Origin of the sequence: Streptococcus sp. HMSC067H01, from assembly GCF_001814775.1 — a bacterium.
Classification (GTDB): Bacteria; Bacillota; Bacilli; order Lactobacillales; family Streptococcaceae; genus Streptococcus.
The window spans coordinates 77,104-98,626 of the sequence record NZ_KV817799.1; the positions used below are offsets into that span (position 1 = coordinate 77,104).

Genomic DNA, 21,523 nt, shown 5'->3' on the forward strand with positions numbered 1-21,523 from the left:
GATAATTAAAATTCAGTAATTAAATTAAAAGCCTTTAAAAAACAATTCGACTTGATCACCATAAAAAACCTCCAAGAGCTGGATGATAAGGATCCAAGTCTCAGAGGAGTGAGTGTCATATTTTATTTGCGATACAAACGATCGTATTGGTAGTAAGGGTCAAAGGTTACGTTGATTCCTAGTTTACGAAGAACGTTTTTGTCTTCGTCTGTTAGGATAATCGTAGAGTGAGCTTCGCTTCCTTTGAGGTTTCCGAGTTCTTTCATGGCACGATCTGCATCAGGATTCTGCATAGCTGTGATTGCAAGTGCGATAAGGATTTCATTTGAGTGGAGTCGGGGATTGCGACTACCCAAGTGATTGATTTTCAAACCTTGAATTGGTTTCACCACTTCTGGTTCAATTAATTTTGTTTCAGCATTGATGTTAGCTGATTTCTTGATTGCATTGATCAAAGCAGCGGCTGTTGGACCAAAGAGTTCTGAGTTCTTACCAGTAACGATTTCACCAGAAGGTAATTCAAGAGCTAGAGCTGGTCCGCCTGTTTCTTCTGCTTTTTGACGTGCGGCAACAGCAACCTTTCTATCAGCTGGTGTGATACCTAGGTCATTCATGAGCAACTCAATTTTCTTAACGGCAGTTTCACCGACTTTTTCAGCCTTGAAATCAAGAACAGTTTGATAGTAGCGACGGATAATTTCCTGTTTAGATGCTTCAATGGCAGCGTCGTTATCAGTGATTGCAAAGCCAACCATATTGACACCCATGTCAGTTGGAGATGCATAAGGAGACTCCCCCAAGATACGTTCCAGCATACGCTTAAGAACAGGGAAAATTTCAATGTCGCGGTTGTAGTTGACTGTGGTTTCTCCATAAGTTTGGAGATGGAATGGGTCAATCATGTTGACATCATCTAGGTCTGCTGTAGCAGCTTCATAAGCCAAGTTGACTGGGTGATGAAGTGGGAGATTCCAAACTGGGAAGGTTTCAAATTTGGCATAACCAGACTTGATACCATTGATTTGGTCGTGGTACATGTTAGACATACAAGTTGCCAATTTCCCTGAACCAGGTCCAGGCGCAGTCACGACAATCAAGTTACGACTAGTTTTGATATAGTCGTTTTTCCCCATACCTTCAGGCGAGATGATGTGGTCCATATCTGTCGGATATCCCTTGATAGGGTAGTGGAGATAAGAGTCGATACCATTTTTCTCTAATTGATTACGGAAGGCATCAGCTGCCGGTTGGCCTGCATATTGAGTAATGACAACTGAACCAACAAAGATACCGAGTTCATTGAATTTATCGATTAGACGAAGGACCTCTTGGTCGTAGGAAATGCCCAAGTCTCCACGAGCTTTTGAGTGCTCGATATTGCTAGCGTTGATGGCAATTACAACCTCGACCTGTTCCTTCAACTCTTGCAAGAGTTTGATTTTATTGTCAGGCTCATAACCGGGAAGAACACGAGCAGCGTGGAAGTCTTCCAACATCTTGCCCCCAAACTCCAAGTAGAGCTTGCCGTCAAATTGGTTGATGCGCTCCAAGATATGGTCGCGTTGTAGATTTAAATATTGTTCAGAACTAAAAGCTTGTTTTTTCATTTTTTTACCTCTGACTTCTATTATATAAAAAAAATAGAAGATAAGAAACAACGGAGGTTCGAAATAAAGAAAAAGATTGAAGCAAACGCTTGCATAAAATTAAGAAAAGGTCTATGATGGAATAAAGTGAATGTTAAAAGGGGAAAAAAGATGCAAGAAAAATGGTGGCACAATGCCGTTGTTTATCAAGTCTATCCTAAGAGTTTTAAGGATAGCAATGGGGACGGGATTGGCGATTTACCTGGAATTACCAGTAAGCTAGACTATATAGCGAAGTTAGGAATCACAGCGATCTGGCTTTCTCCAGTCTATGATAGCCCCATGGATGACAATGGTTATGATATTGCCAATTATCAAGATATTGCTGCTATATTTGGCACTATGGAAGACATGGATGAATTGATAGCTGAGGCTAAAAAACGAGATATCCGAATCATTATGGATTTGGTGGTCAATCATACATCAGATGAGCATGCTTGGTTTATCGAAGCTTGTGAAAATCCTGATAGTCCTGAGCGAGACTACTATATCTGGCGTGATGAACCTAACGAATTGGAGTCAATTTTCAGTGGTTCTGCCTGGCAATATGACGAAAAGGCTGGTCAATACTACCTGCACTTTTTCAGTAAAAAACAACCAGACCTTAACTGGGAAAATGAAGAACTACGCCAAAAAATCTATGAAATGATGAATTTCTGGATTGATAAAGGGATCGGTGGATTTCGTATGGACGTTATTGACATGATTGGGAAAATTCCTGATCAGAAGATTGTCAACAATGGTCCTATGCTCCATCCCTATCTCAAGGAAATGAATCAGGCTACTTTCGGCGACAAAGAGCTCTTGACAGTAGGGGAGACATGGGGAGCGACACCAGAAATCGCAAAACTCTATTCAGATCCAAAAGGACAAGAACTGTCTATGGTCTTCCAGTTTGAACATATCTGTCTTCAGTATCAGGAAGGACAACCTAAGTGGCAGTACCAAAAAGAGCTAAATGTTGGGAAATTAAAAGAGATTTTCAACAAATGGCAGACAGAATTAGGAGTTGAGGATGGCTGGAATTCCCTTTTCTGGAATAACCATGACCTTCCACGAATCGTCTCTATCTGGGGAAATGACCAAGAATACCGTGAAAAATCCGCCAAAGCGTATGCAATCTTGCTTCATCTCATGAGAGGGACTCCTTATATTTACCAAGGGGAGGAGATTGGGATGACCAATTTCCCATTTGAAAAGCTAGATCAAGTAGAGGATATTGAATCCCTCAACTATGCGCGTGAAGCTCTTGAAAAAGGTGTTTCAATGGAAACAATCATGGATAGCATTCGCGTGATTGGTCGTGACAATGCCCGTACTCCAATGCAGTGGGATGCTAGTGACTATGCTGGATTTTCAAGCTCGAAACCATGGTTAGGAGTCAATCCAAACTATGCGAAGATTAATGTAGAAGAGGCTTTAGCAAATCCAGATTCCATCTACTATACTTATCAAAAATTAGTTCAGATTCGCAAAGAAAATAGCTGGCTAATTCAAGCTGACTTTGAATTATTAGAAACGGCTGAGAAAGTCTTTGCCTATATTCGCAAGGACGGGGAACGCCGTTTCCTAGTAGTAGCTAACCTCTCAAATCAAGAACAAGAATTTTACTTCAATGGGGTTCTCAAATCAATCTTAGTTGCTAACACCGAGGTTCAAGAAAAGCTCGAGCAACTAACACTAGCTCCTTGGGATGCATTCTGTGTCGAATTGGCCAATTAAACCTAAAAGAGGCTGGGACAAAAGTGCCAGCCTCTCAATTGTCTTTGGATTACCGAGCAAGACGCAGTGGTTGAGTGGGCTCTACTCGCTGATTTCATCAGCTTTTACAGCCCTACTCAACTGTGCGGAGGTGGGACGACGAAATCGAATTCTAACGAATTACCGATTTCTGTCCCACTCTCTTTACTAAAATAAGTGTAGGAAAAACTTTAAAAAATATTTGTTTGAATTTTCTAAAAAATACCTTATAAACCCTTGCTTTTATGGAAAAATAGGGTATAATGGTGAAAATAGTATTTTAAAGGAGAATACCAATGAAATCGAAAAAGTGGCTCGCAGTAGCAGGGATTACGATGAGTGCAGCTCTTCTTTTGGCAGCTTGTGGTAAGACTGAGAAAAAAGCTGACGCTCCGACATCATTCTCATATGTATATGCTATCGATCCATCATCTTTGGACTATAGTGTTACTAGTAAAAGTTCGACATCAGACGTTATCGCCAACGTTGTAGATGGACTCTTGGAAAATGACAAGTATGGGAATTTGATTCCATCTCTAGCTGAGGATTGGTCAGTTTCACAGGACGGTTTGACTTACACTTATAAGCTTCGTAAGGGTGTGAAATGGTATACTTCTGAAGGTGAAGAATATGCAGAAGTCAAGGCTCAAGATTTTGTGACTGGATTGAAACATGCGGCAGATGGCAAGTCGGATGGTCTAACACTTATCCAAGATTCCATCAAAGGTTTGGCCAAGTATGTTAGTGGTGAAAGCAATGACTTCTCAACAGTCGGTGTCAAAGCAGTTGATGACTATACGGTTGAGTATACCTTGAACAAACCAGAAAGCTTCTGGAATTCTAAGGTGACTACAGCACCGATGCTTCCAGTTAATGAAGAATTCCTAAATGCTCAAGGTAAAGATTATGGAACACCAACGCCGTCATCTATTCTCTACAACGGCCCATATATCTTGAAGAATCTAACTTCAAAATCAGTTATCGAGTACGAAAAGAATCCAAACTATTGGGATAAAGATAACGTTAAGATTGACCACATCAAGCTTACTTTCTATGATGGATCTGACCAAGAGTCATTGATTCGTAGATTTGCATCAGGGTCATTCACAACAGCTCGTCTCTTCCCGACTTCTTCAAACTTTGAATCAACCAAACAAGAGTACGGGGATAAGATCGTTTACAGCCCGCAAGAAGCAACTAGCTATTACCTTACATTTAACGTAAACCGTCAATCTTACAATAAGACAGCTAAGACTGATGATGCTCAAAAAACATCAACAAAAGAAGCGCTTCTCAACAAGAACTTCCGTCAAGCCATCAATTTCGCGCTTGACCGTCATTCTTATGCGGCTCAGTTGAATGGTGAAGAAGGTGCAGACAAGATTATCCGTAATAGCCTTGTGCCTTTTGACTATGTCCAAGTAGGTGAAAAGACCTTTGGAGAATTGGCGCAAGAACAACTTGTCACCTATGGTGATCAATGGAAAGATGTTGCTTTGACAGACGGTAAAGATACTCTTTACAACCCAGACAAAGCAAAAGCTGCTTTTGAAAAAGCCAAGTCAGAATTGCAAAGCAAGGGCGTAACCTTCCCAATTCACTTGGATATTCCAGTTGAACAAACAGATGTCATCGCTGTACAGCAGACCAACTCCCTCAAACAATCTGTCGAAGCAGCGCTTGGAACTGAAAATGTTGTCATCGATGTTCTTCAAATGACTGATAATGAAAAGATGAGCATTACTTCTCAAGCTAAAGTTCCTTCTCAAAAAGACTATGACTTGAACGGAACTGGTTGGGGCCCTGACTATCAAGACCCAGCGACCTACCTCAATATCCTAGATGCTAAGAAGGGTTCTGCCCTTAAACACTTGGGTATCACAAAAGGAAAAGATCCAGAAGTCATGGCTCAAGTTGGACTTGATGAGTACAAGAAACTCTTGGATGATGCAGCATCAGAAACAACCGACCTTAACAAACGCTATGAAAAATATGCTAAAGCACAGGCTTGGGTATCTGATAGCTCACTCCTCATTCCTGTAGCGTCTTCAGGAGGTTCTCCTACAGTTAGTCGCACAGTGCCGTTTACAAAAGCCTACTCTCAAGTTGGTATCAAGGGAGATCCGTTTGTATTCAAAGGTTTAGAGTTGCAAAATGATATTGTAACTACTAAAGAATACGAAGAAGCTCTCAAGAAATGGCAAAAAGAGAAAATTGAAACAAATGCCAAATACCAAAAAGAGCTAGCTAACCACGTTAAATAGCCTTCATAAAATATAGAAACAGAGAATGCCTGTCAAATGCGACGGGGGTTCTCTGTTTTTTTATGGTTTGAAAGTGCTAAAAATTAAATAACTTTACTTTTGGTACAAAATTTGTTAAAATATATACATGTTATAAAACCTAACATATAAGGAGAAAGTAAATCATGGGCATGAAAAAACGCTTATTAGGAGCAGGTTTGACTCTTGCTGCAGCTATCTTGCTAACGGCTTGTGGCCAGTCTGCGTCGGATGACAAGACCTATTCTTCAACCTTTGGGGCTGACCCAACAACATTTAACTACCTTTCGGACTATTCAGGTGACAATACCAATGTTATCACCAACTTGGTAGATGGTCTTTTAGAAAATGACAACTACGGAAATCTTGTTCCTGCCCTTGCAGAAGATTGGAGTGTTTCAAAGGATGGTTTGACCTATACTTACAAACTTCGCCAAGATGCCAAGTGGTTCACGGCTGATGGGGAGGAATATGCACCTATCAAAGCTCAGGACTTTGTAACTGGTATCAAATACGCTGCTGATAATAAGAGTCAAGCGCTGGATTTGATTCAAAACTCAATCAAAGGTTTGGATGATTATGTGACAGGCGCAAATACTGACTTTTCAAATGTTGGTGTCAAAGCCTTGGATGATTATACTGTCCAATATACCTTGACACGTCCAGAACCTTTCTGGAATTCTAAGACAACAAATAGCATTTTGTTTCCAGTTAACGAAGAATTCTTGACTTCTAAAGATAAAGCATTTGGAGAGTTAAAAGCAGATAGTATTCTCTATAGTGGTCCATACTTGCTAAAAGAATTCACATCTAAATCATCACTTGAGTATATGAAAAACCCTCATTACTATGATCAAGAAAAAGTGACTATTGAAAGAGTTAAGTTGGCCTATGTTGATGGTTCTGACCAAGATATGACGATTCGTAACTTTGAAAGTGGAGCCTACTCATCTGCAGGTGTCTACCCAAATAGTTCAAACTTTGCTAAGACAAAGGAAAAATACAAGGACAATATCGTCTATAGCTTGCAAGGTGCAACTTCTTGGTACTATAACTTTAACGTCAATCGTCAGTCTTATAATTTCACAGCTAAGACCAGCGATGAACAAAAACAAGCTACTCAGGCTGCTGTTTCAAATAAAAACTTCCGTCAAGCTATCAACTTCGCCCTTGATCGTACAGCTTACTCAGCCCAGTCTAATGGTGAAGAAGCTGCGAAAAATACCCTTCGTAATACGCTTGTACCACCTACATTCGTGCAAGTAGGAGATAAGACTTTTGGTGAGACAGTTGCATCTAAGTTAGTTAACTACGGTACACAATGGACAAACATGAATCTTGAAGATGCCCAAGATGCTTACTTCAACAAAGAAAAAGCGCAAGCTCAATTAGCAGAAGCTAAAAAAGAACTAGAAGCTCAAGGTGTAACTTTCCCGATTCATTTAGATTTGCCAGTGGATCAGGTCAACAAAACCTTGCTTCCTAAGCTTTATTCGCTTAAACAATCTGTGGAATCCACTCTTGGAGCTGAAAATGTGGTGATTGATGTAGTTTTAGTTTCAACTGAAGACTATGCCAATGCGACTTTCCAAGCACCGACACCAGCTGATCATGACTATGATTTGAACTTGGATGGATGGTCAGCAGACTACCAAGACCCTTCGACTTACCTCAATCCTTTCAATGCAGAAGATGGTTTCTATCTTAAGATTTTGGGACTTGATCCAAGTAAGGATGCTGACAAGATTACAGGCCTAGGAATGGATCAATACACTCAGAAACTGAAAGCGGCAGATGCAGAAAGCTCAGATGTAGCTAAACGCTATGAAAACTATGCAGATGCGCAAGCATGGTTGATTGACAGTTCTCTTCTAATCCCTGTGAATTCAGATGGTGGTGGAGCTTCAGTAACACGTGTGACGCCATTTACACGAGCATACTCACTAGTCGGGATCAAAGGAACTGGAAGTAACTATAAATACATGAGGCTGCAGAAAGATGTGGTTACCATTGCCCAGTTTGACGAAGCTAAAGCCAAATGGGAACAAGAACGTAAAAAAGCAGTCGAACATAGTCAAAAAGAGCTTGAAAATCACGTCAAATAAGATAAAAAGAGGCCGGGATGACATCCTAGCCTTTTTTGCATGTAATGAGTCTCTAAATTGGCAATTACTAGTTTTTGGGCTTTTTGACCTTTCGAAAGTTATTTTAGCTTTTCTCTAGCTAGAGCATTCAGAAATCCAGAAGATTATTGGATAGTTGTAGGACTGGGACTGAGACAACAAGATCTCGTATACCGATTTCTGTAGCCATTTTTTTAGATTTGAGCCTTTTTTTGAAAAAATTTGAGGTGTTTAATGATTAAAATATAATATTTTTGCTTTTAAGGTCAAATAAAACGGTTGCATTTCAGGTGTTAATAGCATCCAGTGTTACTTTGTGATATAATAAAAATAAAATGTTTAATAGAGGTGTAAGGTGGGAAGACGTTCAAAAGAAAGTAAAACGAGTAAGTTTCAACAAAGCTTCAATATTACTTTGTTGCTTGTATATGTAGTACTCACTTGTTTTTTGTTGTTTTTAATATTCAGATATCGTATCTTAGCTGTTAGTTATGCCAATCTTCTTCTAGCTGTTGTTATGGCGGTCATTGCACTAGTAGCCTTGTTTTTGATTTTAAATAGAAAAGCTAAGATTTTTACTTTAATCATGCTCGTGCTATCTATCATGACCAGCTCACTAGCCTTGGTTGGAGTTCAACAGTTCATTAGTTTGGCCAATCAATTAAATGCGACATCCAATTATTCTAGTTATTCTATCAGTGTTGCAGTCTTGGCAGATAGTGAAATTGGCAATGTGTCACAACTTTCCAGTGTGACAGCTCCAACTGGGACAGATTCTGAAAACATCCAAAAGTTGCTAGATGATATTAAAGCAACTCAGAGTAAAGACTTGTCTGTTGAAGAGAGCTCTTCATATCTTGCGGCCTATAAGAGCCTCTTGGCGGGAGACTCTAAGGCAATTGTCTTGAATAGTGTTTTTGAAAACCTGATTGAACAAGAATATCCAGACCACGCCAAGAAGATTAAAAAGATCTACACTAAGGAATTAACCAAGACTGTTGAAGCGCCTAAGGTTTCTCAAAACAAGGCCTTTAACCTTTACATTAGTGGGATTGATACTTATGGACCGATCAGCTCAGTGTCACGTTCGGATGTCAATATCATCATGACTGTCAATCAAGAGACTAAGAAAATTCTCTTGACAACGACTCCTCGTGATGCTTATGTGCCCATAGCTGATGGTGGAAATAATCAAAATGATAAATTGACCCATGCAGGTATTTATGGTGTGGATGCATCAATCCATACTTTAGAAAATCTCTATGGTATTGACTTGAATTACTATGCACGACTTAATTTCACCTCCTTCTTGAAATTGATCGATTTACTAGGTGGGGTAGATGTTTATAACGATCAAGAGTTTACATCGCTTCATGGCAAATATCATTTCCCTGTTGGTAATGTTCATCTAGACTCTGAACAAGCTCTGGGATTTGTGCGCGAGCGTTATTCATTAGCAAACGGTGATGGGGATCGTGGCCGTAACCAACAAAAAGTCATTTCTGCTATAATTCAGAAACTAACCTCAACAGAAGCTTTGAAGAATTTTGATGGCATTATGCAAAGCTTGCAAGATTCAGTGCAAACAAATATGCCACCTGAAACAATGGTAAGCTTGGTAAATGCACAACTGGAAAGTGGCGGTAAATATACTGTCATTACTCGAGATTTAAAAGGGACTGGTCGTATGGATCTCCCTTCCTATGCCATGCCGGATAGCAGTCTGTATATGTTAGAAGTGGATACTAATAGTTTGGAAACTTTAAAAACAGAGATCAAAGATATCATGGAAGGTAGATAAGATGATTGATATCCATTCGCACATAGTTTTTGATGTAGACGACGGGCCTCAAGATTGGGCAGAAAGCAAAGCCCTTCTTGAAGAAGCCTACGCTCAAGGAGTTCGCACCATCGTTTCGACATCACACCGTCGAAAGGGGATGTTCGAAACTCCGGAGGAGGATATTACAAGGAATTTTAAAGTTGTCAAGGAACTAGCTAAGGAGATTGCCCCTGACTTAAGGATTTTGTATGGAGCGGAAATCTATTACACTAGTGACGCCTTGAAGAAACTAGAAAATCAGCAGATTCCACAATTAAACGGCACACGCTATGCCTTGATCGAATTCAGTATGAATACCCCTTATCGTGAAATCCATAATGCATTAACCAATGTGCTCATGCTAGGAATAACTCCAGTAATAGCTCATATAGAGCGTTACGATGCTTTGGAAAACAACGAAAAAAGGGTTAAAGAGCTCATTAATATGGGTTGCTATACACAAGTTAATAGTTCAAGTATCCTTAAACCAAAACTTTTTGGAGATACCTATAAATTCATGAAAAAACGTGCTCGCTATTTCTTGGAGCGAGACTTGGTTCATATAGTTGCTAGTGATATGCATAATCTGTATAGTCGTCCACCTTATATGAAAGAAGCCTACGAAATCGTAAGTAAAAAGTATGGATTGGATAAAGCCAGAGAACTCTTTATACTAAATCCCGAAAAAATCATTAAAGATCAAATTATTTAGGAGTTATAATGAAAGAACAAGATATTATCGAAATTAATGTAATTCAGTTGTTAAAAGGACTGTGGAAAAAGAAACTGCTCGTTCTTCTTGTGGCTATCTTAGCAGGAACTGCTTCCTTCGCTTATAGTAGTTTCGTGGTGAAGCCTGAGTATAGAAGTACGACTCGTATCTATGTTATCAACCGTCCTCAAGGAGATAAACCTGGGTTGACAAATCAAGATTTACAAGCGGGAGCCTATTTGGTTAAGGACTATCGTGAGATTATCCTTTCCCAAGATGTCTTGGAAAAAGTCGTATCAGATCTTAGCTTAACGATTAATGCCAAAACATTGGCTAAAAAGGTTCAGGTGACCGTCCCTGCAGACACACGTATCGTATCTATTTCTGTCACTGACACTAAACCAGAAGAAGCAAGCCGTATCGCCAATGCTCTAAGAGAAGTTGCGGCTCAAAAGATTATTTCTGTAACCCGTGTTTCTGACGTAACTACCTTGGAGGAAGCCCGTCCAGCTACTGGGCCATCCTCACCAAATATTCGTCGCAATACCTTGATGGGGGTTGGAGCAGGGGCAGGAGTCGTAATTGTCCTCGTTCTACTAGTTGAGTTGCTCGATGATCGTGTCAAACGTCCAGAAGACATTGAAGATGTAATGAAAATCTCACTTCTTGGAGTCATTCCAGATTTGGATAAATTAAAGTAAGGGAGAACATATGGCAAAGTTAGAATTAGCACAACAAAGAATTGATTCTGTAAAAAAAGCAGAAGAATATTACAATGCGTTACGCACAAATATACAGCTTAGTGGAAACAATTTAAAGGTCATCGCAGTTTCATCTGTCAATCCTGGTGAAGGTAAATCAACAACTTCTACCAATATTGCTTGGGCTTTTGCGCGTGCAGGTTACAAGACACTCTTGATTGACGCTGATATCAGAAACTCAGTCATGTCTGGAGTGTTCAAGTCAAGAGAAAGAATCACTGGCTTGACAGATTATTTGGCTGGAACGCAGGATTTATCGCATGGACTCTGCGAGACAAATGTTGAGAATTTATTTGTTATCCAATCAGGAGCAGTTTCTCCAAACCCAACCGCTCTTTTGCAAAGTGCCAATTTTGAAAGAATGATTGAAACCTTGCGCAAATATTTTGATTACATCATCGTAGATACTGCGCCAATCGGAGTTGTGATTGATGCCGCGATTATTGTGCAAAAATGTGATGCATCGATTTTAGTCACAGAGGCTGGTGCAGCAAGACGAAGAGAAGTTCAAAAAGCCAAGAGTCAGTTAGAACAAACAGGAACACCATTTTTGGGAGTAATACTGAATAAATTTGATGTTCAACGCGAAAAATATGGCTCTTATGGTTCTTACGGGAAGAGATAAAAATAAAATAGGGAGTTCAGTATGGAGGGAAGGGGTTTCTATAATATAACTCTGGCATGTTTACAGAGTATACTTGTTAGCTTATTAGCATATATACTGATTGCAATTACAGAAACTAAAATTGGTTTAAATACAGTATTCGTTCTATTTTTCCTTCATTTTGCGGCCTTCTACATCAGTGGCTACGGTAAGGATTTTTTCAAACGAAATCAGTCAGTTGAATTAGTAGAGACAATTAAATACATTATCTTTTATGCCTTGTTGATTAGTTTTTCAAGTTTCTTCTTAAAGGAAAAATTCGTGATTTCTAGACGAGGAATGATTTACTTACTTTCCTTGTATGGAGTTTTAAACTATTTACTCAGTTTTGTTGTCAAACGTTACTGGGTACACTTTAACCACAACTTGAAAGGTAGTAGCAAGATTCTATTGATTACAGCGACATCTCGTACTGAAAAAGTGCTGGATCGTTTATTGACTGCAAATGATGTCCAAGGGAAGCTGGCTGCTGTATGTGTCTTAGACAAACCTGACTTTTCTCATGACAAGGTGGTCGTTGTGCCGAGAGAACAGCTACTATCCTATGCTACGCATGAAGTAGTTGATGAGGTCTTTGTCAATCTTCCTAGTGAGGACTACGACATTGGAGCCATTATTTCTCAGTTTGAAACAATGGGTATTGATGTAACAGTCAACCTTAACGCTTTTGATAAAAACTTAGGTCGCGACAAACAAATCCATGAGATGGCGGGCTTGAACGTAGTGACATTTTCTACAAATTTTTACAAGTCGAGCCATGTGATTGCCAAACGCATCCTCGACATTTGTGGGGCCATTGTTGGATTGATCCTTTGTGGGATTGCTAGCCTATTTTTAGTTCCCATGATTCGAAAAGATGGTGGGCCTGCAATCTTTTCACAAACTCGTGTCGGAAAAAATGGTCGTCACTTTACCTTTTATAAATTCCGCTCGATGCGAGTCGATGCAGAAGCGATCAAGGAACAGTTGATGGATCAAAATACGATGCAAGGTGGTATGTTTAAGATCGATAACGATCCTCGAGTGACAAAGATTGGACAGTTTATCCGAAAAACTAGCTTGGATGAATTGCCACAATTTTGGAATGTGTTGATTGGGGATATGAGTCTAGTCGGCACTCGCCCGCCAACGGTAGATGAGTACGAAAAGTACACACCTGAGCAAAAACGTCGTCTAAGCTTCAAACCTGGAATTACAGGCTTGTGGCAAATTAGTGGTCGCAGTGCAATCACAAACTTCGATGATGTTGTAAAGCTTGATGTGGCTTATATCGATGGTTGGACCATCTGGAAAGATTTCGAAATATTGTTAAAAACTGTAAAAGTTGTGTTGATGAGAGATGGAGCGAAGTAGGAAATGAAAAAAGTAATAACTTATGGAACGTTTGATTTGTTGCACTATGGTCATATTAACCTTCTAAAAAGAGCTAAAGCTTTAGGAGATTATTTGGTGGTGGTGATTTCTTCCGATGAATTTAATTGGAATGAAAAACAAAAAAAATGTTATTTCACTTACGAACAAAGAAAAACCCTTGTAGAAGCGATCAGATATGTTGACTTAGTAATACCTGAAGAGTCTTGGGAACAAAAAGTTACAGATGTCCATGAATATCACATAGACACTTTTGTCATGGGAGATGATTGGAAGGGGAAATTTGACTTTTTGGAGAAGGAAGGAGTTGAAGTGGTTTACTTGCCACGGACTCCTGAAATTAGCACAACTGAAATTAAGAATTCATTGGCGACGAAAGAATATTAAAAACAAGGGCTTGGAATAAATATATGACAGAGGAATTAGAACAGTTACACAATTTAGAACTCTTGTTGGCTTTAGAAGTGTTAAGAATATGTGAAAAACATAAATTAAAAATTGTGATGTTAGCAGGGACTTTCTTAGGCGCTATACGTCATAATGGATTCATACCATGGGATGATGATATGGATTTTGGTATGCCAAGAAAGGATTTCGAAAAATTTAAGGAATTATGTTCTTCAGATTTAGATAGTGAAAAATATTTTTTGCAGACTGATCAAACAGATTTAAATTACCCATTTAATTTTGTGAAACTACGTCTTAATAATACACATGTTTCTGAAGAGTTTTCTCTAGATGCAAATGTTCATAGCGGAATTTATATTGACATTTTTCCAATTGATGATATATGTCCTAAGTCTTTTCAACGTTTTGTTCAACTTAAAGGATTTTGGCTATTCCGCAATTTGTTATGGATAAAATGTGGATATGGAGACAATGATAGAAAAAAACGATTAACGTTTAAGCTGGTAAAAATTGCTTCAAGTGCTTTTTCAATATCTTTTTTGAAAAAAATGAAACATAAATGTATCTTACTAGGGCAGAATAAAGTTGCTGATACTGTAGTTGTTAGTGATGGGAGTTATGGACTAAAGAAAGAGTCTTTTCCGAAAGCCTGGCTAGATGAAGTTGAAAAGTATTCCTTTGATAATATAAAATTATGGGGAATGAAGAATTATGAAGCATACTTAAGGCATATGTACGGTGATTATATGCAACTCCCTCCAGAAAATCAACGGAATCATCACAAACGAATTAAAATAGATTTCGGCCCATATGCAGAAAAATAGGAGAATTCAAAACTTTGAGTAAAAAAGAGATAAAAATTTGTCTAGTAGGTTCTAGTGGTGGACATTTAAATCATCTCTATCTACTGAAACCATTTTGGCAAGATAAAAATAGATTATGGGTTACTTTTGATAAGGAAGATGCTCGAAGCATTTTATCAAATGAAAAATGTTACTATTGTTATTTTCCGACCAATCGAAACATCAAAAATCTGATTAAAAATACTTTTCTTGCTGTAAGGATACTGTATAAAGAAAGACCAGATGTTATCATTTCATCTGGGGCAGCGGTTGCAATACCGTTCTTTTATTTGGGAAAAATATTTGGTGCTAAAACGGTTTATATAGAAGTGTTTGATCGTGTAGATGGTCCGACAATGACTGGCAAAATAGTATATCCTGTTACGGATAGATTTATTGTTCAATGGGAAGAAATGAAAAAAGTTTATCCTAAGGCAATCAATTTAGGAGGAATCTTCTAATGATTTTTGTAACTGTTGGCACACATGAACAACAATTTAATAGACTAATAGAAGAGATTGATAAACTGAAAGAAGAAGAAATTATTACGTCGGATGTTTTTATCCAAGTTGGTTTTTCCGATTACCATCCTCAATTCTGTGAATGGAAACAATTCCTGTCATATGATGAGATGAATAGTCTCATGAAAAAATCAGATACAATCATTACGCATGGTGGTCCCGCTACATTTATGAATGTTATTGCGAATGGTAAAAAACCAGTGGTCGTCCCAAGAAGAAAAAAATTTGGAGAACATGTGAATGACCACCAACTAGATTTTTGTAAGAGAATTGTTCAAGAAGGATATGATTTGGTGGTTATAGAAGATATTAAAGAGATCAGAAAACATTTGATACCTTCTAGAAGTACTACAACTAAATCTAATAACGAACGCTTTGTAAAACAGTTTTCAAGTTTAATTGCAGAATTAGTTGAATAATAATGACAAAGAGTATAGAAGGAGACGCTTAATGAAAATTTTGCATATTCCAACAGGAGGTTTGTTTTCTGATGGGATTGGAACATTTATATATTCGTACCTCGAGTACATGAATTTGAATGAAATTGAAGTTACAATTCTAGCTACTAACAAACCGTTGTTAGAAGATAAAATAAAATTTAAAGCATTAGGTGTTCAAGTTGTAGAAATTGAAAGAAAAAAATCTTCAATATTGGCATATATGAAAAATTTCCTTAAACTCTTAAAAACAGAAAAATATGATATTGTACATGTTCACGGAAGTAGTGCTCTTATGTCAGTTGAATTATCTATAGCAAAAATCATGGGAGTTCCTGTAAGAATAGCACATAGTCATAATACAACATGCAATCATATTTTATTAGATAGAATACTACGCCCTTTTTTTAACACGTTATATACTCAATCTTGGGCGTGTGGTGTAAAAGCCGGAGAATGGCTTTTTAAAAACAAGCAGTTTAAAGTAATACATAATGCTAGAGATGTAGAAAAATATCGTTTTAATCCCAATGATCGCCAAATATTTCGAGAAATGTATTCCTTAAAGGAAAATATGCTTGCATTGGGACATGTTGGTAGATTTAACATTCAAAAGAATCATCTCTTTCTCCTGAATTTAATGGATGAACTTAAATCTAAAAATAAAAATGTTAAATTATTTTTGGTCGGTGAAGGAGAAAAATTAGCTGATATTAAAAATGATGTAAAAGAACGAAAATTGGAAGATTCTATTGTTTTTTTGAATAGGTATTCAGATATGCAATCCTTTGTTTCCGCTATGGATATAATGTTACTACCAAGTTTATACGAGGGTTTACCTCTAGTTGCTATTGAGTGGCAAATTAATGGAGTCCAATCATTTCTTTCAACAACAATTTCTGATGAGTGCGTTTTTACAGACAGTATTCAGCAATTACCAATTGACAACGTAAATGCTTGGGTAAAGGCTATTGAAGACTTTTCATACATTAATAGAATTGAAAAATCTATACAAAATATTGATTTGACTCAAAAATCAAACTATGATATCAGAATTGAGGCTAAAAAATTAGAGAATATGTATATAAAATTGGTTGAGGAGTAATAGCAGGATGAAGATATCAATTGTACTATCAACCTTTAATGGTTCTGAATATATTACTGAACAGCTAGATACTCTAAGGAATCAAACACGACTTGCTGAGGAAGTTTTAATCAGTGATGATGCATCTACAGATGATACTGTTCAAATAATTGAAGATTATATTGCTAAATATGAGTTAGATAATTGGTTAATTAGAAAAAATAAAGAAAATCAAGGATGGAAGACTAATTTTGCGCGTCTGTTAGAAGATGCAACAGGAGATATTATTTTTCTATGTGATCAAGATGATATATGGCATTTGGATAAAGTCCAAAAAATGTCTGAAATTATGGAAAATAATGAGAAAATTTTGTTGTTGGCTTCGAATTACACACCATTCTATCTTGGCGAGGGTGTGCAGATTAAATTGGATAAAAGTGACTTGGATAATAGTCAGATAGTTTATCAACCAAATTTTTTAGATAGTTTTTTCCATATTAGAAGGCCGGGTTGTGTATATGCAGTGAATAAAAAAATTATTCCATATTTTTTAAGAACTCGAAGTAATGAAGATGCACATGACGCCTTATTGTGGAGGCTAGCTTCGCTTCTAAACGGTCTTTATATTTATTCCTATTCTACTATTGATTTTAGGAGACATGATAATAATGCGACTGGAAGCAAGGAAAGAAGTTTTCAAAAAAGGAAAGAGCAAGTTGTTTATTATGATGATTTACTTCAGAGATTAGGTGATTTTTATGAACAATATGATCTATCACTTTCAAATGAACAAATTAGTATTTTGAACGACTATATTCTATGGGGTTCATATCGGAAAGAATTGTACGAGAAAAAGAATTTACTTATGTTTTTTAAATTATTTAAATATCGTAAGTTATATTGGTCGTTCAGGTCATATGTCACTGATTTTATAGTGTTATATATGAAGGAGTAATGCTAGAAATGTTAAAGATTATTAATGAAATTAAAGGAGTTAGTCGAAGTGAATCTGTCAAGAGTTAAAACTGATGTAAAATTGAATGAATTTCTTTTTGGATTAGCTTTTTATCCTTGGCTAATTGCATGGTTGTTTACTTCTACCTTCTATAAAGATCTCATACATCCTTATGGAATAATAAGAACTTGGGAATACGTGGGGTTATTCTTTCTATTACTTAAATTTATTACAGGTAAATCAAGGGTAAAATCTCTAATCATTATCCCAATAATACTCCTTATCGGTTTTATTGTAAGTCATGATAATGGTAATGCATCTTTTGTGGCATATACTTTAACTCTTGTATATTCATCGAGAGATATTCATTTTCGTAATTTAGTAAGAAATACAATGATCTGCCAGATTGCAGTTGTAGGATTTGTTGTGGGAAGTTCTATACTAGGTATTATTCCAAACGAACTCACTTCAACTTATTCTGGAGGAGTAATCCGTTCACGGTATGGGCTAGGTTTTAGCTATACATCATTTACCCCGAACTATTTTCTTAGTATATTACTGGAGTATGTGTATTTAAAAGGCGAAAAATATTGGACAATAAAAGAACTGTTGGTCTGTGTACTTCTAAATATAGTAATTTATAAGTACACAGATACTCGTTTGACTTTTATTATGGCATTTGCACTTCTTTTGATTATATTTTTAAGAAAAATTGTATCAATCAATATAAATTTCAAATTTTTAAAATATTTACTTACTCTTATCTATCCAATTATGGCATTTATAACTTATTGGCTAACAGTGAAATTCGATAGTAGAAATAGTTTATTGTCTTTAATAAATAATTTCTCAAGTCAAAGATTAAGATTTGGTCAAGAAGGTTTAAGAATATATCCTCCCAGATTGTTTGGAACTCATATTCAATGGGACAGTTCATTAAATTCTTATTTTTATGTAGATTCGTCGTATATTAACATACTTATCAGTTATGGGATAGTAATCTTTTTTCTTACGGTGATAAGCTATTCGATTATAATGAAAAAAGTTATAAATAGTCGAGATAAGACCTTGTTAATGGTGTTGCTTTTTTGGTCAGTAAGAGCATGTATTGATCCGCAATTATTTTTATTGTGGTTTAATCCGTTTTTGTTTTTAATAGCAAGAACGTTTTCAGATGAAAGAAAGGGAATTGGAGATGATATCACTTATATGTGTGTCAAATGATCATGATAAGCTAAATACAATTCTTAAAGCATCTTTATCTAGACAGAAAAATGTTGAATATGAACTTATTATAGTGGATTCAAAAAAATACAAATTCAATTCTGCTGCTGAAGCCCTGAATTATGGAGGTAAACAGGCAAAAGGTGATTATCTATTTTTTATTCATCATGATATTAGCTTTCAAGACGATTTTGAATTAGCAGAACTAGAATCTTATTGTAAAAAATTTTCATTTGGCGTAGCTGGAGTCGCAGGGGTGAAGAATATTGAGGGAAAAGTTGCTACTTTTTCAAATATCTTTCATGGGGAACAGAAAACAAAGGCGGCTAATAAATCTATTAGTACCCCTGTTGAAGTTGATGTAATTGATGAATGTTTAATTATTGTTCCGAACAAAGTTTTTAGTAAGAATCAATTTAGTGTAATCGGTCCGACTTGGCATTTATATGGAACAGACTTTGCATTACAAATGAAATTGCTTGATTTACCAGTATTAGTATTCCCAAGTGAATTATGGCATGTGTCTGATGGGAAATCTTTAAATCTTAATTATTTTGATGCCATACAATGGTTAGTGCAAAGATACTCTAAAAATTATTCAGTAATCTACACATTTTTTGGAGTTTGGCCAAGCAATCCTATTCTATTGAAAATGAAATGTTTTTATAGAAAATTAAGGTTTTACATTAAAGGAGTATAATAGAAGTGAAGCTGTATGTTGCAACCCATAAATCTTATAATCAAGTTCAAGACGAAAACCTGTATTTTCCTATATTAGTTGGGGCAAATAAGAATGTCGGAGAAAAGACTTATTTAAGAGATAACCAGGGAGATGATAATATTTCTGATAGAAATTTTACATTTTGTGAATTAACAGGCTTATATTGGATTTGGAAAAATTCTAAAGATGATATTGTTGGTTTATGTCACTATAGACGTTATTTTGGGAAAAACAAACGTTTTTTCAAACAAAGTTCTATTTTAACAAAGAATGATATTCTAAGACAACTGAAGGATTATGATGTCATACTACCATCAAAGGGTATGAATGAGTATAATGGTTATACCGCTCAAGACTTTTTTTACAAGAACCACGACCATGAAGTTTGGGAAATGTGTAGACATATTATTTCAGAAAGTAATAAAGACTATCTTGAATCATTTGACTGGTTTGCGAAGGAAAAAACAGGATACTGTTACAATATGTTTATAATGTCTAGAGAGTTGATGGAAGAATATTGTAGTTGGCTGTTTCCGATTCTTTTTGAATTAGATAAAAAGATTGATTATACTAGATATGATAGTTACAATACTCGTATGGTTGGTTTTGTAGCTGAGCGTTTAATCAATGTATGGATACATAAGAAACAACTCAAAGTAAAAGAATTTCCAGTTTTTTCTACAGAAGAATCTAGTCTTTTGCAAAAAATTAATAAGAAGTTGTTTAATAAGTAACAGTTTATTTATTGAGATAGGTTGTTCAAAAATGCTACTAGAAAGACTAATTTAAAAGAATGAAAATTTTAAAAAATTATTTTTATAACTTATCTTATCAGATCTTAGTAGTTATTCTCCCAATAATTACTACACCCTATATAACTAGAATCTTTAATTCTCAAGAGCTAGGTGATTACGGCTATTATAGTTCTATAGTAACATACTTTATCTTGTTAGCTACGTTAGGAGTTGCTAACTATGGTACCAAAGTAATTTCAGGGAATCGTAATGAGATTAGTAAGAACTTTTGGGGGATATACTCCTTACAATTTAGTGCTACAATTCTTTCAATCTCTTTATACTGTATTTTTTGTCTATGCCTGCCTTTTATGCAGAATCCAGTAGCCTATATTTTGGGACTTAGTTTAGTTTCCAAAGGCTTAGATATTTCATGGCTCTTTCAAGGATTAGAAGATTTTAGAAAAATAACAGTAAGAAATATCACGGTAAAGTTAGTTGGAGTTACTTCTATCTTCCTATTTGTAAAATCAGAGAATGATATTTATCTTTATGTTTTTCTATTAACAATATTTGAATTGTTAGGTCAGTTAAGTATGTGGATTCCTGCTCGAGAATTTATTGGAAGGCCACACTTTGATATAGAATATGCCAAATGCCACTTGAAACCCATTATAATGCTGTTTCTCCCCCAGATTGCGATTTCCTTATACGTTACATTGGATAGAACGATGCTTGGTGCTTTAGCTTCTACTAAAGATGTTGGAATCTATGATCAGGCTTTAAAGTTGGTAAATATATTGCTAACTTTGGTAACTTCGTTAGGAAGCGTTATGCTACCGCGTGTCGCTGGACTTCTAGCTTCAGGTGATAAAAGAGCAGTTAATAAGATGCATGAGATGTCCTTTTTGATTTACAATTTGGTCATTTTCCCGATTATGGCTGGGATGTTAATTGTGAATGATGACTTTGTTCAATTTTTCCTTGGACAAGATTTTCAAGATGCACGTTATGCAATTGCCATCATGATCTTCCGTATGTTCTTCATCGGTTGGACTAATATAATGGGAATTCAGATACTGATACCTCATAACCGAAATAAAGAATTTATGATTTCAACAACAGTACCAGCGATTATTAGTGTTGGATTAAATCTTATTTTTCTTCCTAAACTTGGATATATAGGAGCGGCTATTGTCTCTGTTTTAACAGAAGCACTAGTGTGGGCAATTCAATTATACTTTACCCGCAGATATCTAAAGGAAGTTGCAATCATCGGATCTATGACGAAAATTGTACTTGCATCAGCTATCATGTATGGCATTTTGTTAGGTTCAAAAACAGTTATACATTTTCCACCAACCTTAAATGTTATAATATTCGCAGTTCTTGGTGGAATCATCTATCTTTTTGCAATTTTATCTCTGAAAGTGATAAATGTTAAAGAACTAAAACAACTTATTAGGAAAAACTAGA

At 36.3% G+C, this 21,523-nt stretch carries 19 protein-coding genes; 18 read left to right on the forward strand and 1 reads right to left on the reverse strand.

What is annotated here, in order from left to right; genetic code table 11:
- Positions 1-122: 122 nt before the first annotated feature.
- A complete protein-coding gene (locus HMPREF2987_RS06280) occupies positions 123-1,607 on the reverse strand; it encodes a DUF1846 domain-containing protein (protein WP_049503931.1) in 1,485 nt (494 codons plus the stop codon).
- 150 nt (positions 1,608-1,757) lie between these two features.
- On the opposite strand from HMPREF2987_RS06280, the gene HMPREF2987_RS06285 reads away from it, so the two are divergent.
- From HMPREF2987_RS06285 to HMPREF2987_RS06370, 18 genes are all read left to right on the forward strand, one after another.
- Positions 1,758-3,368 (forward strand): glycoside hydrolase family 13 protein, encoded by a 1,611-nt coding sequence (locus HMPREF2987_RS06285; protein ID WP_075229789.1) that lies wholly within the window; start codon positions 1,758-1,760, stop codon positions 3,366-3,368.
- 314 nt (positions 3,369-3,682) lie between these two features.
- Positions 3,683-5,650, forward strand: coding sequence for a peptide ABC transporter substrate-binding protein (locus tag HMPREF2987_RS06290; RefSeq protein ID WP_075229790.1), 1,968 nt, complete (start codon positions 3,683-3,685; stop codon positions 5,648-5,650).
- Between the two features lie 164 nt (positions 5,651-5,814).
- Positions 5,815-7,773, forward strand: a complete 1,959-nt coding sequence (locus HMPREF2987_RS06295; protein ID WP_075229791.1) for a peptide ABC transporter substrate-binding protein — start codon at positions 5,815-5,817, stop codon at positions 7,771-7,773.
- A 373-nt stretch (positions 7,774-8,146) separates the two neighbouring features.
- Entirely contained in the window at positions 8,147-9,592 is a 1,446-nt protein-coding gene (locus HMPREF2987_RS06300) for an LCP family glycopolymer transferase CpsA (protein WP_075229792.1), read from the forward strand.
- A gap of 1 nt (position 9,593) precedes the next feature.
- Positions 9,594-10,325 carry a capsular polysaccharide biosynthesis protein Cps4B gene (gene cps4B / locus HMPREF2987_RS06305; RefSeq protein WP_075229793.1) on the forward strand — a complete coding sequence of 244 codons (732 nt, stop codon included), beginning with the start codon at positions 9,594-9,596 and terminating at the stop codon, positions 10,323-10,325.
- An 8-nt stretch (positions 10,326-10,333) separates the two neighbouring features.
- Complete coding sequence (locus HMPREF2987_RS06310) at positions 10,334-11,026, forward strand: CspC family polysaccharide chain length determinant protein (RefSeq protein WP_075229794.1); 693 nt, start codon at positions 10,334-10,336, stop codon at positions 11,024-11,026.
- A 10-nt stretch (positions 11,027-11,036) separates the two neighbouring features.
- On the forward strand, positions 11,037-11,711 hold the full coding sequence (locus HMPREF2987_RS06315) for a tyrosine-protein kinase (RefSeq protein ID WP_075229795.1): 675 nt from the start codon (positions 11,037-11,039) through the stop codon (positions 11,709-11,711).
- Between the two features lie 21 nt (positions 11,712-11,732).
- Positions 11,733-13,103 carry a sugar transferase gene (locus HMPREF2987_RS06320; RefSeq protein ID WP_075229796.1) on the forward strand — a complete coding sequence of 457 codons (1,371 nt, stop codon included), beginning with the start codon at positions 11,733-11,735 and terminating at the stop codon, positions 13,101-13,103.
- A gap of 3 nt (positions 13,104-13,106) precedes the next feature.
- Positions 13,107-13,508 (forward strand): glycerol-3-phosphate cytidylyltransferase, encoded by a 402-nt coding sequence (gene tagD, locus HMPREF2987_RS06325; protein WP_075229797.1) that lies wholly within the window; start codon positions 13,107-13,109, stop codon positions 13,506-13,508.
- 23 nt (positions 13,509-13,531) lie between these two features.
- Entirely contained in the window at positions 13,532-14,353 is an 822-nt protein-coding gene (locus HMPREF2987_RS06330; RefSeq protein WP_075229798.1) for a LicD family protein, read from the forward strand.
- Positions 14,354-14,382: 29 nt separating this feature from the next.
- On the forward strand, positions 14,383-14,832 hold the full coding sequence (gene pssD, locus HMPREF2987_RS06335; protein ID WP_075229819.1) for a PssD/Cps14F family polysaccharide biosynthesis glycosyltransferase: 450 nt from the start codon (positions 14,383-14,385) through the stop codon (positions 14,830-14,832).
- Positions 14,832-15,311: a glycosyltransferase gene (locus HMPREF2987_RS06340; protein WP_075229799.1), complete on the forward strand. Its 480-nt coding sequence runs from the start codon at positions 14,832-14,834 to the stop codon at positions 15,309-15,311. Before pssD ends, HMPREF2987_RS06340 begins: the two co-directional genes overlap by 1 nt.
- 31 nt (positions 15,312-15,342) lie before the next feature.
- Complete coding sequence (locus HMPREF2987_RS06345; protein ID WP_075229800.1) at positions 15,343-16,434, forward strand: glycosyltransferase family 1 protein; 1,092 nt, start codon at positions 15,343-15,345, stop codon at positions 16,432-16,434.
- 7 nt (positions 16,435-16,441) lie between these two features.
- Positions 16,442-17,368, forward strand: coding sequence for a glycosyltransferase (locus HMPREF2987_RS06350; protein ID WP_075229801.1), 927 nt, complete (start codon positions 16,442-16,444; stop codon positions 17,366-17,368).
- 24 nt (positions 17,369-17,392) lie between these two features.
- Complete coding sequence (locus HMPREF2987_RS06355) at positions 17,393-18,592, forward strand: hypothetical protein (RefSeq protein ID WP_075229802.1); 1,200 nt, start codon at positions 17,393-17,395, stop codon at positions 18,590-18,592.
- Positions 18,543-19,292, forward strand: a complete 750-nt coding sequence (locus tag HMPREF2987_RS06360) for a glycosyltransferase family 2 protein (protein WP_083312426.1) — start codon at positions 18,543-18,545, stop codon at positions 19,290-19,292. Before HMPREF2987_RS06355 ends, HMPREF2987_RS06360 begins: the two co-directional genes overlap by 50 nt.
- A 5-nt stretch (positions 19,293-19,297) precedes the next feature.
- Entirely contained in the window at positions 19,298-20,047 is a 750-nt protein-coding gene (locus tag HMPREF2987_RS06365) for a DUF4422 domain-containing protein (protein ID WP_257375149.1), read from the forward strand.
- Positions 20,048-20,106: 59 nt separating this feature from the next.
- Positions 20,107-21,522, forward strand: coding sequence for a flippase (locus HMPREF2987_RS06370; RefSeq protein WP_075229805.1), 1,416 nt, complete (start codon positions 20,107-20,109; stop codon positions 21,520-21,522).
- Position 21,523 lies beyond the last annotated feature (1 nt).